The sequence below is a fragment of the Streptomyces sp. MJM8645 genome, from assembly GCF_001625365.1.
Taxonomy (GTDB): Bacteria; Actinomycetota; Actinomycetes; order Streptomycetales; family Streptomycetaceae; genus Kitasatospora.
The window spans coordinates 5,591,152-5,608,237 of the sequence record NZ_LJJF01000001.1; the positions used below are offsets into that span (position 1 = coordinate 5,591,152).

Annotated in this window: 8 protein-coding genes; 1 reads left to right on the forward strand and 7 read right to left on the reverse strand. The window is 74.9% G+C overall.

Annotated features, from left to right (window positions below; all coding sequences use genetic code 11):
* Window positions 1-110: 110 nt before the first annotated feature.
* The 4 genes from A6F73_RS24030 to A6F73_RS24040 form a co-directional block, all read right to left on the reverse strand.
* Complete coding sequence (locus A6F73_RS24030; protein ID WP_063349683.1) at window positions 111-9,665, reverse strand: non-ribosomal peptide synthetase; 9,555 nt, start codon at window positions 9,663-9,665, stop codon at window positions 111-113.
* Between the two features lie 181 nt (window positions 9,666-9,846).
* On the reverse strand, window positions 9,847-10,059 hold the full coding sequence (locus A6F73_RS24035) for an MbtH family protein (protein ID WP_063349684.1): 213 nt from the start codon (window positions 10,057-10,059) through the stop codon (window positions 9,847-9,849).
* Between the two features lie 61 nt (window positions 10,060-10,120).
* Window positions 10,121-10,249 (reverse strand): hypothetical protein, encoded by a 129-nt coding sequence (locus tag A6F73_RS44120; RefSeq protein WP_279634940.1) that lies wholly within the window; start codon window positions 10,247-10,249, stop codon window positions 10,121-10,123.
* Window positions 10,250-10,616: 367 nt separating this feature from the next.
* A complete protein-coding gene (locus A6F73_RS24040) occupies window positions 10,617-11,858 on the reverse strand; it encodes an IS256 family transposase (protein ID WP_159398529.1) in 1,242 nt (413 codons plus the stop codon).
* Between the two features lie 341 nt (window positions 11,859-12,199).
* On the opposite strand from A6F73_RS24040, the gene A6F73_RS43325 reads away from it, so the two are divergent.
* Entirely contained in the window at window positions 12,200-13,183 is a 984-nt protein-coding gene (locus tag A6F73_RS43325) for a helix-turn-helix transcriptional regulator (RefSeq protein ID WP_063349685.1), read from the forward strand.
* Between the two features lie 53 nt (window positions 13,184-13,236).
* On the opposite strand, the gene A6F73_RS24050 is transcribed toward A6F73_RS43325, so the two are convergent.
* Genes A6F73_RS24050 through A6F73_RS24060 form a run of 3 tightly spaced genes read right to left on the reverse strand, consistent with a single transcriptional unit; the run spans window position 13,237 to window position 16,972 of the window.
* A complete protein-coding gene (locus A6F73_RS24050) occupies window positions 13,237-15,759 on the reverse strand; it encodes an ABC transporter permease (protein ID WP_079135951.1) in 2,523 nt (840 codons plus the stop codon).
* Window positions 15,756-16,436 carry an ABC transporter ATP-binding protein gene (locus A6F73_RS24055; protein WP_063349686.1) on the reverse strand — a complete coding sequence of 227 codons (681 nt, stop codon included), beginning with the start codon at window positions 16,434-16,436 and terminating at the stop codon, window positions 15,756-15,758. The genes A6F73_RS24050 and A6F73_RS24055 overlap by 4 nt, the downstream gene beginning before the upstream one ends.
* 2 nt (window positions 16,437-16,438) lie before the next feature.
* The gene (locus tag A6F73_RS24060) at window positions 16,439-16,972 is read right to left on the reverse strand and encodes a PadR family transcriptional regulator (protein ID WP_063349687.1); all 534 of its coding nucleotides are present in this window, start codon (window positions 16,970-16,972) and stop codon (window positions 16,439-16,441) included.
* Between the last annotated feature and the right edge of the window lie 114 nt (window positions 16,973-17,086).

Genomic DNA, 17,086 nt, shown 5'->3' on the forward strand with positions numbered 1-17,086 from the left:
GTGTGGCTGGTGGGGTTCGGCGGTCGCGGGACGCGGCGGGCCGCGCCGCCGGCCGGGCCGGCGGCGGGCGCGCATCCTGCTGTGGACGGGGCCGCGAGGTGGGCGGCAGGTCAGGCCGGACCGCCCGGGCGGCGCATCGGCCGCAGGGCCGGGCGGGCCTTCTTCGGCGTGGCCTTCTGTTCGCGCTCGGGCAGGACGGCGGCCAGGGCGGCGACCGTGGGGGAGTCGAACAGGGTGCGGATCGGCAGCTCCGTACCGAGGGCGGCGCGGATGCGGCTGACCAGCCTGGTGGCGAGCAGCGAGTGGCCGCCGAGGTCGAAGAAGCGGTCGTCGATGGTGACGGTGGTCAATCCGAGGACGTCGGCGAAGAGTTCGCAGAGGGTTTGTTCGGTGGTGTTGCGGGGGGCGCGGCCTTCGGTGGTGCCGGTGTAGTCGGGGGCGGGGAGGGCGCGGCGGTCGACTTTCCCGTTGGCGGTGACGGGGAGGGTGTCGAGGATGACGACGGCGGCGGGGAGCATGTAGCTGGGGAGGGTGTCGGCGACGGCGGCACGCAGTTCGCCGGGAGTGACGCTGTCTGTCGAAGTGGTGGTGTAGACGACGAGGCGTTTGTCGCCGGGCTGGTCTTCGCGGACGTGGGCGAGGGCTTGGCCGACGGCGGGGTGGGCGGTGAACGCGGTTTCGACTTCGCCGAGTTCGATGCGGAAGCCGCGGATCTTGACCTGGTCGTCGGCGCGGCCGAGGAATTCCAGGATGCCGTCGGTGGTCCAGCGGGCGAGGTCGCCGGTGCGGTACATCCGCTCGCCGGAAATGAACGGGCAGGCGACGAAGCGTTCGGCGGTGAGGGAGGGTCGGCCGGTGTAGCCGCGGGCGAGTCCGGCGCCGGCGATGTACAGCTCGCCTGCCACGCCGACGGGTACGGGCTGCAGTGCGGTGTCGAGCACGTACGTCCGGGTGTTGGCCAGCGGACGGCCGATCGGCACCACGTTCGGGACCGCCGAGGCGGTCGGCATCGGGAACTGGGTCGCGCACAGGGTCGTCTCGGTCGGCCCGTAAAGCGCTCGCACCGCGATGCCCGGGACGGCCTCCAGCACCCGGCGGACGGCCGGGGCGGAGACGACGTCCCCACCGGTCAGCACCTCGCGCACACCGGTGAAGATGCCTGGGTCCTCCTCCGCGATGACGCGGAACAGCCCGGCGGTGACGTGCACGTGGGTGAGACCGTGCGCCCGGACCAGCTCGCGGATGGCGGAGGCGTCCAGGTCGCCCTGCGGCGCGACGACCACCTGGCCGCCGGAGAGCAGCGGCGCCCACAGTTCGTAGGTCGAGGCGTCGAAGGCGTGCGGCGCGTGGAAGAGCACCCGCAGCCCGTCGGGGTGGTGCCAGCACGGGTCCGTCGCGAGCTGCACCACGTCCCGGTGGGTGATGGCGATCCCCTTGGGCACCCCGGTGGATCCGGAGGTGAACATCACGTACGCGAGCTGCTCCGGGTGGAGCCCGGCGGGCTGGGCGCGCCGCCTGCGCGGGCCGTCGAACCAGCCCTCGGTGAGCGGCAGGACGGGGCAGGGGGCGTCGGTGGCCAGCGGGTGGCCCTGGTGCGCGGGATCGACCAGGACGAGCGCCGCCCGCGTCTCGGCGGTGATCTGCCGCAGCCGCTCGGCCGGGTGCCGGTCGTCCAGCGGGACGTAGGTGCCGCCGGCCTTGGCCACCGCCAGGATCGCCGTCACCAGGTCGGCGGAGCGGTGCATCAGCAGGATCACCGGGGTGTCGGCGCCGACGCCCGCCTCGGCGAGGTGGGCCGCCAAGTGTTCGGCGCGGGAGTCGAGTTCGGCGTAGTTGAGCTGTTCGGCGCCGGTGATCAGGGCGGGGGCGTCGGGGGTGGCGGCGGCCTGGGCCTCGAACAGCTGCGGCAGGGTGGCCTCGGGTACCGGCGCCGCCGGTCCGTTCCAGCCGGTGAGCAGGTGCTCGCGTTCGGCCGGGTCGAGGATCTCGATGCTGCCGATCGGGGCGTCCGGGTCGGCGGCGACGGCGCGCAGGACGCGCAGCAGCCGCTCGGCGAGGGCGGTGACGGTGGCGTGGTCGAAGAGGTCGGCCGCGTACTCGACCGCCACCGACAGGCCCGCCTGGGAGTCCTGTTCGGTGAAGCGGAAGGACAGGTCGAACTTGGCCACGTCCAGCTCGAAGGGGTGGTCCGCGCAGGCCAGGTCGCCGACGGCGGCGGGCACCGCCGGGCCGCTCTCCAGGGCGATCAGCGACTGGAAGAGGGGGTGGCGGGTGGTGCGGGTGGGGTTGAGGTGTTCGACCAGGCGCTCGAAGGGGATGTCCTGGTGGTCGTAGGCGTCGAGGTCGGTGCGGCGGACGCGGTCCAGCAGTTCCCGGAAGGTGGGGTTGCCGGTGGTGTCGGTGCGCAGCAGCAGGGTGTTGACGAAGAAGCCGACCAGGTCGTCGAGGGCTTCGTCGGTGCGTCCGGCGACGGGGGTGCCGAGCGGGAGGTCGGTGCCCGCGCCGAGGCGGGTGTAGAGGGTGGCGACGGCGGCTTGCAGGGCCATGAAGAGGCTGGCGTTCTGCGTGCCCGCCAACTCGGCCAGGGCGGTGTGCAGTTCGGCGCCGACCTCGAACTCGGCGGCGCTGCCCCGGTGGCTGGGAACGGTCGGGCGGGGGCGGTCGTAGGGGAGCGCAAGCTCCTCCGGGAGGCCGGACAACGCCTGCTGCCAGTAGTCGAGTTGCTCGGTGAGCAGGGCGGTGGGCTGCTGCGGAGTGCCGAGGAGTTCGTGCTGCCAGAGGGCGTAGTCGGCGTACTGCACGGGGAGTGGCTGCCACTGCGGTGCGGTGCCGGCCAGTCGGGCCTGGTAGGCGGTGGCGAGGTCGCGGAGGAGGGGGGCGACGGACCAGCCGTCGGTGGCGATGTGGTGCATGAGGACGAGCAGGACGTGTTCGTCGTGCGGGAGGGAGAGCAGCGTCGCGCGGACGGGCAGGTCGTGGGCGAGGTCGAAGACCTGCCCGCCGGCCTCGGTCAGGGCGGCCCGGAGCGCCGCCTCGGTGGCCACGGGTATGGTCCGCAGGACCGACTCGGGGGTTTCGGCGACCAGTTGGTGCGGCTGGCCGTCGGTGGTCGGGAAGACGGTGCGCAGCACCTCGTGCCGGGCCACCACGTCCCGCAGCGCGCCTTCCAGCGCGGGGCGGTCGAGGGCGCCGGTCAGCCGGAGGGCGACGGGCGTGTTGTAGAGCGCGCTCGGGCCCTCGAACTGCTCGATGAACCACAGGCGTTGCTGCGCGGAGGACAGCGGGACGCGCTCCGGCCGGGTGACGGGCCGCAGGGCCGGGCGGGCCGCGCCGGAGGCGGGCAGGGCGGCGGCCAGGGCGGCCACCGTCGGGTGGTCGAAGAGCGCGCGGATCGGCAGCTCCGTGCCGAGGGCGGTGCGGACGCGGCTGACCAGCTTGGTGGCGAGCAGCGAGTGGCCGCCCAGGTCGAAGAAGCTGTCGTCGATGCCGACCGAGGCCAACCCGAGGACCTCGGCGAAGAGTTCGCAGAGCGCCTGCTCGGTTTCGGTGCGCGGGGCCCGGCCGGCGGCGGCGCCGCTGTAGTCGGGGGCGGGCAGGGCGCGGCGGTCGACCTTGCCGTTGGGGGTGACGGGCAGCGCGTCGAGGGTGACGATCGCGGCGGGCACCATGTAGCCGGGCAGGCGGTCGGCGACGAAGGCGCGCAGTTCGTCGGGCCGGACGGGGCCCGTGACGTAGGCGACCAGGCGTTTGTCGCCCGGCTGGTCCTGGCGGACCACGGCGACGGCCTGGCCGACGGCCGGGTGGGCGGTGAACGCGGCCTCCACCTCGCCGAGTTCGATCCGGAAGCCGCGCAGCTTGACCTGGTCGTCGGCGCGGCCGACGAACTCCAGTTCGCCCGTGGTGGTCCAGCGCACCACGTCGCCGGTGCGGTACATCCGGCCGCCGGGCTCGCCGAAGGGGCAGGCCACGAAGCGCTCGGCGGTCAGGCCGGCGCGGCCGACGTAGCCCCGGGCCAGCCCGGCGCCCGCGACGTACAGCTCACCGGCGACGCCGACGGGGACCGGGCGCAGCCCGGCGTCCAGCGCGTACACCCGGGTGTTGGGCAGCGGCCGCCCGATCGGTACGGCGGCCGGGACCTCGGCGGCGGTGGCCATCGGGTGGCGGGTCGCGAAGGTCGTGGTCTCCGTCGGTCCGTAGCCGTTCACCACCCGCAGGCCGGGGCAGTGCTCCAGCACCCGCCGGATGGCGGCCGGCGAGACGATGTCCCCGCCCGTCCACACCTCGCGCAGCCCGGCGAAGGTCTCCGGGGCCTCGGCGGCCAGCACGTTGAAGAGCCCGACCGTCATCCAGGCGGCGCCGACCCGCCCCCGGCCGATCGCGGTCGCCAGCTCGGCGACGCCGAGCCGCCCGGCGGGGGCGACCACCACGCGGCCGCCCGAGAGCAGCGGCACCCAGAGTTCGTAGGTGGAGGCGTCGAAGGCGACGGGGGAGTGCAGCAGGACGCGCTCGTGGCCGCCGCCCGCGAACGCCCCGCCGAGCGCGAGGTCGACCACGGACCGGTGGGTGACGCCGATGCCCTTGGGCACGCCGGTCGAGCCGGAGGTGTGCATCACGTACGCCAACTGGTCGGCGCTCAAGGGGAGTCCGAGGTTCCCGGCGGTGTCGTCGCCCTCGGGGTCTCGTGCGCCCTCGGGGTCGAGCACGTCCAGTCCGGCCAGCGCGGGGTGCGCCCGGTGGGCGGTGTCGGCCAGTACCAGCCGGGCCCCGGAGTCCGCGAGGACGGCCCGCAGGCGCTCGACCGGCTGCGCGCCGTCCAGCGGCACGAAGGCGCCGCCGGCCTTGAGCACGGCCAGGATCGCCACCACCAGGGCGGCCGAGCGCTCCATCAGCAGCGCGACGGGGGTCTCCGGGCGGACCCCGGCCTCGACCAGCCGCACGGCCAACCCGTTGGCCCGCGCGTTGAGTTCGGCGTAGGTCAGCTCGACGTCTTCGGCGGTGAGCGCGACCGCTTCGGGCGTCTCGGCGGCCCGTGCCTCGAACAGCTCGGGCAGTGCGGCCTCCGGCAGCGGCGCGGTGGCGCCGGCCCCGCCGGTCAGCAGCCGCTCGCGCTCCTCCTCGGTCAACACCTGGACGGCACTGACGAGTTCGGCCGGGTCGGCGACGATCCGGTCGAGCAGGGCGAGGAAGCGGTCCAGCAGGGCGCGCGCCTCGGCGGGGGTGAAGGCGTCGGGTCGGTGGTCCAGGCGCAGTTGGAGGCCGTCGCCCGGGGTGAGGGCCAGCAGCAGCGGGTAGTGCGCGCTGTCGACGTCCTCGACCAGGGTGACGTGGGTGGCGCCGCTCGGGTCGGCCTCGTCCAGGGCGGACGGGTCCGGGTAGTTGCCGTACACCGTGACGGTGTCGAACAGGCTGCCCACTCCGGCGAGTTGCTGGATCTCGGTGAGGCTGAGGTGCTGGTGGTCCAGCAGCGCGGACTGCTCGTGCTGGAGGCGCAGCAGCAGCTGCCCCCAGCTCTCGGCCGGGTCGAGGGTGACGCGCACCGGCACGGTGTTGATGAGCAGGCCCACCATCCGCTCCACGCCCGGCAGGTCGTGCGGCCGGCCGGAGACGGTGGTGCCGAAGAGCACGTCCTCGCTCCCGGTGAGCCGGGCCAGCAGCACGCCCCAGGCGGCCTGGACGAGGGTGTTGAGGGTGACGCCGTAGCGGCGGGCGGTGCGGGCCAGCGCCTCGGTGGCCGCCGGGGTGAGGCCGGTGTGCAGGCGCAGCGGCAGCTGCGGGGCGGCGGCGGAGCGGCCGGGGGCCAGCAGGGTGGGCTCGTCGGCGCCCGCCAGGGCCTGGGCCCAGGCGGCGCGGGCGGCGGCGCCGTCGCGCCGGGTGAGCCAGCGCAGGTACTCGCGGTAGGGGGCGGCCGGGGGCATCGGCTGCTGGAAGTACAGGCCCCACAGCTCCTCGGCGAACAGCGGGGTGGACCAGCCGTCCAGCAGGATGTGGTGCGCGGCGGCGATCAGCTGGTGGCGCCCGGGGGCGAGGGTGAGCAGGGTGTAGCGCAGCAGCGGCGGCCGGGCGAGGTCGAAGCGGCGGCCGTACTCGGCGGCGGCGATCCGCGCGGCCTCGGCCTGCGGGTCGGCGTGCGCCGTCAGGTCGAGGGCGGTGAAGGGCAGTTCGACGCCGTCCGGCACGGCCTGCACGGGCGGGCCGTCGGGGCGCTGGTGGAAGCCGGCCTTGAGGTTGGGGTGGCGCAGCAGCAGCGCCTCGGCGGCGGCGCGCAGCCGGTCGGCGTCCACCGGGCCGGTGAGGTCGAAGGTGCAGACGGAGGTGTAGACGTCGGCGCCGTCGGTGTCGTACGCCGCGTGGAAGGCCATGCCCTGCTGGAGCGGCGAGGTGGGCCAGACGTCCACCAGACGGGCGGGGGCGTGGTGTTGGGCGAGCTGGTCCAGTTCGGACTGGCCGAGGGTGACGAGCGGGAAGTCGGAGGGGGTGTGTCCGCCCGCGTCCGGCCGGTCGGCGTGCTCGGCGAGCGCGCGCAGCGCGGTGAACCACGCCTCGGCGAGCGCGGCCACGCGCTCCTCGGCGAGCAGCCCGGTGGCGTAGGACCACTGGGCGACCAGCAGCGGGCCCTGCGGGGTGTCGACGGTGGTGGCGTCGAGGCCGAGCACCCGGCCGAGCGCGAGGCCGGTCGCGGCGCCCTCGCTCATCGCCTCGGTGCCGGCGAGCACGTCCTCGGCGGTGACGCCCTCCGGCGCGAAGCGGCCCAGGTAGTTGAACTCGACCTGCGGATCGGCGTACCCCTCCAGCACGGCGGCGGTGGCCGGGTTGAGGTGGCGCAGCAGGCCGTAGCCGATGCCGTTGTCCGGGACGGCGCGCAGCTGCTCCTTGACCCGGCCGAGGGCCCGGCCGAGCCCGGGGCCGGCCGCGGTGACCTCGGACCAGGGCAGCGCCCCGGGGGCGAGCCGGACGGGGTAGAGCGAGGTGAACCAGCCGGCGGTGCGGTGCAGGTCGACGCCGTCGACGACCTCCTCGCGGCCGTGGCCCTCCGCGGTCACCAGCACGGCGCCGTCCGGACCGGTGGTCGCCGCGCCGCGCCAGTGGCCGAGGGCGAGCGCCAGCGCGGTCAGCAGCACGTCGTTGACCTGCGCGTGGTAGGCGGCCGTGACCCGGGTCAGCAGCGCCTGGGTGGTCTCGGCGGGCAGCACGAGCCGCAGGACGCCCTCGGTGGCGTAGGTGTCCCGGGCCGGGTCGAGCGGGCGCGCGCCGAGCAGCGGGTCCGGGGTGGCCAGGGCGGCCTCCCAGAGCGGGAGTTCGGCGGCCCGGCGGTCGGTCCCGGCCTCGGCGGTGAGCCGCTGGGCCCAGCGGCGGAAGGAGGTGGGCACCGGCGCCAGCTCCACGGCCCGGCCCTCGCGGACGGCGGCGAGCGCGGCGAGTAGGTCCTCCTCGACGATGCGCCAGGTGACGCCGTCCACCGCCAGGTGGTGGATCACGAGCAGGAGCTGCGAGGGCAGGCCCGGCCCGGCGTCGAACCGGACGGCCTGGAGCATCCGGCCGTCCTCGGGCGAGAGGCGCCCGCGGGCGGCCTCGGTCTCGGCGCGCAGCGCCTCCTGGGTGGCCGGGCCCGCGACGTGCCGCAGCGCGGCCCCGGCGGGGACGGCGCCGGGGGCGGGGACGTGCAGCGTCCAGGGGCGCTCGGCGAGCGGGGAGGTGCGGGCGCGGAAGACGTCGTGGTGGTCGAGCAGCGCCTGGAGGGCCGTGGCCACGTGCTCGGGCCCGCTCCCGGCGGGGAGGGTGAGCAGGGTGGACTGGTAGAAGCTCTCGACGGCGCCGTGCTGCGCGGCCAGCCAGTGCACGATGGGCGTCGGCGGCACCTCGCCGAGGCCGGCCCCGGCGGGTTCGGCGACGACCGGCCCCTCCAGCGGTCGGGCGATCCGGGCCAGCGCCTCGACGGTCGGCGAGAGGAACACCTCGCGGGGGGTGAGCTGCAGCCCGGCGTGCCGGGCCCGGGAGACGAGCCGGATGGCCACGATGGAGTCGCCGCCGAGCTCGAAGAAGGAGTCCGTGACGCCTACCGCGGGCAGGCCCAGCACCTCGGCGAAGAGCCGGGCGAGGGTGTGCTCCAGTTCCCCGGCGGGGGCCCGGCCGCCCTCCTCGGCGGCGGCGAAGACCGGCGCCGGCAGGGCGCGCTTGTCCACCTTGCCGTTGGGCGTGAGCGGCAGCCGGTCGAGCACCACGACGGTGGGCACCATGTGGTCGGGCAGCCGCTCGGCGCAGTACGCGCGCAGCTCGGCCGGGTCGGCGGCGCCGACGGTGTAGCCGACCAGGCGGCGCTCGCCCGGGCGGTCCTCGCGGACCAGCACCACGGCCTGGCGCACCTCGGGGTGGGCGGAGAGGGCCTGCTCGACCTCGCCGAGCTCCACCCGGAAGCCGCGGATCTTCACCTGGTCGTCGGCCCGGCCGACGAAGTCCAGCTGCCCGTCCGGCCGTTGGCTGCCGAGGTCGCCGGTGCGGTACATCCGGTCGCCGGGCTCGCCGAAGGGGCAGGCGACGAAGCGCTCGGCGGTCAGGCCGGGGCGCCCGAGGTAGCCCCGGGCCAGGTGCGGGCCGGAGACGTACAGCTCGCCCACGGTGCCCGGTTCGACCGGGCGCAGCCGCTCGTCCAGCACGTGGATGCGCACGTCCTGGCAGGGGTGGCCGATCGGGGGCTGCTCCTCGCCGGTGAGCGGCTCGCTCATGGTGACGATGACGGTGGTCTCGGTCGGCCCGTAGCTGTTGAGCATCAGGCGGTCGCGGCCGCAGCGGGCGGCCAGTTCGCGCGGGATGGCCTCGCCGCCGCCGATCAGGGTGCGCAGGGAGGGCAGCGGCACGTCCGGCAGGGTGGCCGCCATCGCGGTGGCGATGTCGGCGTGGGTGACGCCGTACTGCTCGATCAGCGCGGCCAGCGGCTCGCCGACCAGCTGGCTCTGCTCGCGGGGGAGCACCAGGGCGGCGCCGGTGGAGAGCGCCACGGCCAGGTCGGAGACGGAGACGTCGAAGCTGAGCGAGGCGGCCTGGAGCACCCGGCTGCCGGGGCCGACCCCGGTGGCGGCGACCTGCGTGTCGATCATGCTGGGCAGTCCGGTGTGGGTGACGGCCACACCCTTGGGCACACCGGTGGAGCCGGAGGTGTAGATCACGTACGCGGTGTTCCCGGCGCTCAGCGGCCGCACCCGCTCGGCGGCGGTGAAGGGGGTGGCGGCCTGGGCGGCCAGCTCGGCGAGGTGCCCGGGGTCGTCGAGCAGCAGCCGGGGGGCGCCGGTCCCGGGCAGCTGGGCGGCGGCCTCGGCGGTGGTGAGCACCAGGGCGGCGCGGGAGTCGGTCAGCATGTGGCGCAGCCGCTCGGCGGGGTAGGCCGGGTCGGCGGGCAGCCAGGCGGCGCCGGTCTTGGCCACGGCGAGGATCGCGGCGACGGCCTCGGGGGACTTCGGCAGGGCGAGCGCGACGATGTCCTCGGTGCCCAGGCCGCGGGCGGCGAGCACCCGGGCCAGCCGGTTGGCGCGGGCGTCCAGCTCGGCGTACGTGAGGGTGGTGCCCTCGGCGTACAGGGCGGGGGCCTGCGGGGTGCGGGACGTTTGGGCGTCGACCAGCGCGGTCAGGGTCGGCCGCTGGTCGGCTCTGTGCGTCTGCTGGACCCCGGACATGTGGCTCTCTCCCTCGTACGGCTGGCCCCCGCGGTGGCGGGAACGGCTTGCTCGGCGACCTTCGGGGCGGTCGGCCCGGGCGGTCGATGGAGCGGCGGTGCGGTGGCGTGGTGGCGCGGCTCTGGCTGTTCTGGCTGTTCTGGTGGTGCGGTGGTGCGGCTTCGGCGCTGGGCTGCCGCGGTCAGTGGCCGGACTGCTGGGCGAGCAGGCTCTTCGGCCGCAGGTCCTGCCAGTGCTGTTCGACGTAGTCGAGGCAGTCCTGCCGGCCGGCGGCGCCGAAGGCCTGCTGCCAGCCGTCGGGCACCGGGCTGAAGGCCGGCCACAGCGAGTGCTGGCCCTCGTCGTTCACCAGGACGAGGTAGCTGGCGTCGGGGTCCTCGAACGGGTTCGCCATCGTCGGTTTCCTCTTTGTTCGGAGAAATTTCGGGGAGGGGGGAATTACGCCGGAGCGCGGCTCACGGACCCCAGCCGGAGTCGGGGTTGGGCGCCGAGACGAGGGCGGCGGCGGCCAGGGGCGCGTGCGGGTCGGCGCTGCTCTGGACGCCCAGTCCGGCGACCAGCAGAACGGCGAGAATCCCGAGCATATGGTGAATGCGAACGGCAAGATTCTTCATCGTTAATTCCTTTTTCCGAGGGGGCGGTCGGCCCTCTTCGCTCGGAAATTCATCCTGCCGAGGCTCAAACGGGGGTGGAAGCTCTGGCCATGATCGGGAACACGCATTGCGGGAACCGGAAGCCCGAACAGACCATGTCAAAAACAGACAGATCTGATCCAAAGAGTGCCTGGCACTGTCAGATCAGTGGTGGGAACCGGTCACTGGCGAGGGTTTCGGTCAAACCACGCCCCCGGCGCGTCGGCGAGGGAGGCCCCGGCCCCCGGCCCCCGGAAGCCGCCGAAGCTGCCGCAGGGGGCGGGGGTTACGGAGCGTCAGCGCGGGAGGTGATGGAGCGTCAGCAGTGCGAGCCCCGGCGCAGTTCCTCGCGGACGGCGGGCCAGTCGTCGGTCCACGTCCGCCCCGCCGAGGCGGGCGACTCCAGGGCGATCGTCGCCAGGTAGGCGCGCTTGAGCGCGGCCCGCTCGTCCTGCACCCGGCCCGAGGCCTGCTCGATCCGGCGCAGCCGGGCGTGCAGCCGCTCCAGCGCGCCCCCGCCCGCGAGCAGACGCCGCGCCTCGGGGCCGAAGCGGAAGCCGGCGGCGAGCAGCGGCCAGGCCGACCGCCACACCCGGAACACCTCGCGGTGGCCCGGACCCCACTCCCGCTCGGCCCGGGACAGCCGCGCCATCGCCGCCCGCTCGGTGGGCGCGGCACAGATCTCGCGCAGCGTCCGCGCGAGCGCACCCCAGTCCTCGCCGGGCGCGTGCCGCAGCGCGGCGTGCAACAGGTGGGCCATCGAGCCGTGCACCACGGTGCGCGGCCACCGCGCGGCCACCGCCTCGGCCAGGCCCCCGCCGGTGTCGCCGACCAGTACCCAGACCTCGCGCACCCCGCGCTCGGCGAGCTCGGCCAGCACCTGCGGCCAGTGCTCCCCGTCCGTGGCCGGCCACAGGCCCAGGACCTCGCGCCGGCCGTCGGTGGAGATCCCGAGCGCCAGGTGCACCAGCGGGCCGCCCGAGCGGCCGCTGCGCACCGCGTCGAGGAAGACCACCGGGTAGACGGGGTCGAGCGGGCACCGGCGCCGCTCGTCGAGCTCGTCGAGCACCTGGTCGGTGATGGCGGAGACGGTCTCCCGGCTGAGCTCCACGCCGTACACCTCGGCCAGGTGCGCCACCAGCTCGCCCGAACTGAGACCGCGCGCGGTGAGTGAGATGACCAGCCGGTCGAGGCCGGGCAGCCGGCGGGCCCGGGGGCGGACGGCCCGGGGGGTGAAGCTGCCCTGGCGATCCCGGGGCACCCGCACCTCGACCGGGCCGACCTCGGTGAGCAGCCGTCTGGCCCGGGCGCCGTTGCGGACGTTGGCGCCGGGGTCGGAGCTGGGTTCGGCCCCGCGCAGGTGCTCCTGGAGTTCGAGCTCCAGGGCGTGCTCGATCAGCTGCTTGGCGAGCGTCTGGAACAGCCCGCCGTCGCCCAGCAGCCGGATCGCGCCGGAGCCGACCTGCTCGGCGGCGGCCTCCGCCAACTGCCGCACCAGCCGCTGGTCCACCAGCTCGGCCAGGTCCACGGGCGGGACCGCCGGGCCGGGATCAGCTCGCAACAAGGGGTGCCCTCCGTCTGTCGGCCGTTCCGTCCGCCGACCGTCCGCCCCGGCCGCCCTGACGGGGCGACAGGCGCGACACGGCGGCCATCCGCCTGTCACCGCGGCCGGGTACGGTCGGGTCCGCCACTGCCGCGGTCGGCTCCCCCGCCTCCGGGCGCGCTCGGCTTCGCCGTCGGCCGCTGATTTCCGCGCCACTTGGGCGTACACTCACGGCAGTCAGAGCCCGGGGGGACGGCTTCCGACCGACAGGTGATTTCCATCCTGCCATTTCAGACGCCTGGCGGTGGCCGGTACGGGCATTCGTGAAACCGCAATGCCGAAGCCGGAAGGATGCCCAGATGTGCCTATCCCAGGACAACAGCGCGGGAATGGGGACACCGCAGCTCTGTGACCGGGGAGTCGAGTTCTACCGGGTGGCGCTGGCCGAGGGCTGCGCCGCCGGAGACGCCCCCGAGTGCCTGCTCGCGATGGGCCTGCTGCGCTCCGTGCCCGGCTCCGGCGAGCGGCTGACCCCCGTCCCGCCCGACATCGCGGTCACCGGCCTGACCCGGCCGCTCGAACTCGCCGTGCTGGGCCACCAGGAGCGGCTCGCCGAGCTGCGCACCGCCTTCACCGCCGCCGACCGCGCCTACCAGGACGTCATGCGCCGGGCCCAGCTGCCGGTCCGCCTCCTGACGGGCGAGGAGATCAACCCCGCGCTGGAGAAGGCCGTCGCCGCCTGCGCCGAGGAACTGCGCACCGCCCAGCCCGGCGGCGGCCGCAGCCCCGAGCACCTCGCGGACGCCCTCCCGCGCGACCTCGCCCTCGCCGGGCGCGGCGTGCGCCAGCGCACCCTCTACCAGCACACCGTGCGCGCGCACGGCCCGACGCTGGCCTACATCGAGCAGGTCACCGCCCAGGGCGCCCGGATACGCACCCTGAACGAGGTGTTCGACCGGGTGATCATCTGCGACCGCTCCACCGCCTTCGTCCCGGCCGCGGCCGACCGCGAGGCCGCCGCGATGCTCATCCAGTTCCCACCGCTGGTCGAGTACCTGCTCAAGATCTACGAGTTGATGTGGGAACGCGCCGAACCGGTCACCTACCTGGAGGGTCGCCACCGCCCCCAACTGCTCACCGACCGCACCCGCCAGAACGTCCTGCGCCTGATGGTCAACGGCTACACGGACGAGGCCATCGCCTCCCGCCTCGGCATGAGCACCCGTACGGTCTCCAGCCACATCCAGAAGGCCAGCGAACTCCTCGGCAGCCGCAGCCGCGGCCACCTCGGCTACATCATCGCCCGCGAGGGCGTCCTGGACGAACCCCTCGACGACCTGTGACCGGCACCGGGGGCCGTCGCCGTCGCTTGGCGGGACGGCCCCGGTGGCCGGTGCTACTCGTAGCGCAGTTCGCTGGGCCGCATCAGGCGCAGGAGCTGCGGCAGGCCGAGCGCGGTCGTGAGGAGGACGGCGCCGGCGGCGATCGCGGACATGGCCAGCATGGAGCCCCAGTCGAGGGCGAAGGGCAGGCCCGCCGTGTACTGCAGGACGGCTCCCATCAGCAGGCCGCCGGCGGTGGCCAGCAGCATGCCCAGGGCCATCGGGACGAGGGTCTGCCACAGCACCGACAGGCCCAGGATCCGGCGCCGGGTGCCGACGGCGTTCAGCACGCCGAGGATGCGGCGTTGCTCCCGGAACCGCTCCAACTGGCCGACCAGCAGGCTGAGGGCGACCAGCAGCAGGGTGACGGCGGAGCCGGCGGTGAGCAGGCGTTTGACGGCGAGGTAGGTCGGGTCGACGGCGCGGTCGAGGGGGGAGCCGGCGAAGCCCTGCGGGTCGATCGCCATGACGGCGGTCGCGAGTTGCTCCTTCGGGTCCGGCACGCCGGGGGCCATCGCGACCAGGACGGTCGCGGGCTGGCCGCGCAGTGCGGCGGCCGGGGCGGCGGCCGGGGTGAGGAGCAGCAGGCCGGAGCCGAGCCGCCCGTTGGGGTCGGCGCCTTCGACGGGCTCGACGGTGGCCGTCACCGCGGGCAGTGGCCAGGACGGCGGCTCGCCGTCACCGCGGAAGTAGGCGGCGTGGACGGTCGTGCCGGGCCTGGTCTCGGCGGCGGCGTCCGTGCCGCGGTTCGTTCCGGTGTTCGTTCCGTCGTTCGTTCCGGTGCTCGTGCCGTCGTTCGTTCCGGTGCTCGTGCCGCCGCCCGGTCGGATGGTCCGGCCCTGGACGGCGAAGGCGTCACCGTCCTTGCAGTCGGGCAGGGTGGCGAAGCCGCGCAGCACGGCGCAGCCGGCGATCCGGACGCCGGGCAGCTCCCAGGACTTGGCGGTGGGGGTCTCCAGGGCGAACTCGGTGTAGGCGGCGGTGGCCTGCACCCCGGGGGAGTGTGCCAGCCGCTCGGCGAGCAGGTCGGCCTGCGGTCCGCCGCCGGGGAAGGACACCGACTGCTGGTACGGCCCGACCGCGGCGCGGGGGCCGGGACGGTCCTCGTAGCTCGCGCTGACGCCGAGGAAGAGCGTCTGCAGGGCGATCGCCCCGGCGACGGCGACGACCACGCCGCTGACCGCGGCCGAGGCGGGGCCCGAGCTCAACTGGAGCCTTCGGATGGCGAGTTGCCAGGACACGCCGCCGCCGGAGCGCCGGGTGGCGGCCTCCACCAGCCAGGGCAGCAGGGTGCAGACGCCCACCAGCATCAGCAGCACGCCGACCGCGACCAGCAGTGAACCGCGAGTGTCCTGAACGGAGTTGAAGACGGCGGTGCGCCCCATCCCGGACGGGTTGTACTGCGTGGGCAGCGCCAGCGCGAGCGCCGTCAGGGCAAGACCGGCCAGCGGCAGCGCCAGCCGCCACCCGATCCGGCGCCGGCCGGGACCGGACCGGCGGACCACGCCGAGCGGGTCGACGGTGACCCGGCGCATCGCCAGCAGGGTCACGCCGACGCCGAGGAGCGGCACGACCACGGCGATCGCGGCGGCGATGGCGGGGTGCGGCGCGATGTCCTCGGGGTAGAAGCTGAAGCCCGCGAGCCGCAGGCGGCCGGTCAGCCGCCGGCCGAGCAGGAACAGCGCCGCGCCCGCGACCAGGCCCAGCACCGCGCCGACCAGGGACTCCCCGGCGGCGAGCCGGGCGGTCATCCGGCGGTCCGCGCCGACCAGGCGCAGTGCGGCGAGCCTGCGGTCGCGCCGTTCGCCGCCGAAGCGGGCGGCGGCGGCGAGGAAGACGCCGACCGGGGCGAGCATCACGGTCAGACCGACGGCGTTGAGCAGGATCAGCCGGGGGTCCATCGGCTTGGGCGGCGAGAAGTGGCCGTACGAGGTGATGCGGTCGGCTCCGGCGTCCAGCGAGAGCCGGTCGCTGCCGAGCAGGTAGCCGGCCTGGCCGGGGCCGAGCAGACCGGCCGGGCCGATGCCGCCGACCACCGGATAGGGGAGGCGGTCGCGCAGCAGCTGGTTGGCCGGGTCCTTCAGGAGCTCGGCCAGGGCGGGCGAGACGACCATCCGCCCCGGCGGCGGGTACGCGGCCACTCCGGGCGGGAGCGCCGCGTCCGGGCCCTCGGGCTGGACGACCCGTCCACGGATCGGGGTGCCCCGGAAGGTGGTGTCGGCGGTGGCGATGAGGACCGTCCGGTCGCCGGGCGTGGGCAGGTCCTCGTCGCGGAAGGTGTCGTTCTGCACGTACAGGCGCTCGTTGCGGTGCTGGACGATGCCGGGGAAGGAGGCGGTGAACAGCAGCAGGGCCACCCCCAGGCCGACGCCGCAGGCGGTGAGCAGCAGCCGCCCCCAGCCGTCCCGCCCGTTGGTGAGGGCCAGGCGTACGCCGAGGCCGAGCTGGTCCAGGAACGGCGAGCGGACCCGGTCGGCGGCGGGGGTGTTCGCGTCGGGGCTGCTCACGCCGGGGCCGCTCGTGGTGGAACTGCTCATATCGCGCCCGCCAGGTCGCGGGTGCGGCCGTCGCGGACGACGATCTCGCGGTCGGCGTAGGCGGCGACCCTGACCTCGTGGGTGACCAGGACGACGGCGGCGCCGGTCTCCCGGGCGGCCAGGGTGAGCAGCTTCATCACCCGCTCGCCGTTGAGGGAGTCGAGCGCGCCGGTCGGCTCGTCGGCGAAGACCGCCCTGGGTCCGGTGATCAGGGCCCGCGCGGCGCCGACCCGTTGGCCCTGGCCGCCGGAGACCTCGCCGGGGCGCTTGGCGGCCACGTCGTCCACCTCCAGGCGCTCCAGCCATTCGCGGGCCCGGGCCTCGGCGGCCCGGCGGCGCAGTCCGTTGAGGCGCAGCGGGAGCGCGACGTTCTCCAGGCAGGAGAGTTCCGGGACGAGCTGGCCGAACTGGAACAGGAAGCCGAACTCGGTGCGCCGCAGGGCGCTCAGCTCGGCGTCGGAGCAGGCGGTGAGGTCGCGTTCCCGGTAGCGGAGGCGGCCGCTGTCGGGCCGGGTGATCCCGGCGAGGCAGTGCAGCAGGGTGGACTTGCCGGAGCCCGACGGGCCCATCACGGCGACGAGTTCGCCGGCCGCGACGGTGAGCGAGGCCCCGCCGAGCGCCGGGGTGAGCCCGAAGTTCTTGTGCAGGTCGTGGGCGGCGAGCAGGGGTTCGGGCATGGTCAACGCTGGGACTCCGTGATGCGGGCGGCGAGTTCGTCCAGGCGGGCGGCGGTGAGCTCCAGCCAGCGCAGATCGGCTTCCAGGTGGAACAGGGCGTGGTCGCAGATCAGCTGGTCGGTGAGGTCCCCGGCGAGCTTGCGGCGGGTCAGCTCCCGCATCTCCTTGAGGTGTTCGGCCCGCTGCGCGTCCAGGACGTCGGCGCCGGAGCGGCCGGTCAGGAGGGCGAGCACGACCTTCTGGTAGAGCGTGCTCTGCAGGTACGGCTGCGGGCTCTCCGGGTGCGCGAGCCAGTTGGCGAGGTCAGTGACCCCGGCATCGGTGATCGCGTACCGCTTGCGCTCCGGGCCGTCGCCGGCCTCGACACCGTCGACCACCACCAGCCCGTTCTTCAGCAGCCGGGAGAGTGTCGCGTACACCTGCCCGTAGTGCAGGCCGCGGTCGCGCCCGAAGTGCTCGTCGTGGAGGCGTTTGATGTCGTATCCGTGGCGGGGCTGGGTCTCCAGCAAGCCGAGGAACAGCTGTCCGAGTGACATGCTCCGGGACTATACAGGCCATGTATACACATGGGTGTATAGCGGGCCCCCTGGGGGCCCGGCCGCCGCCGACACGGCCGCGGCCTCCCCGAGCAGGGCTCGGGGAGGCCGGAG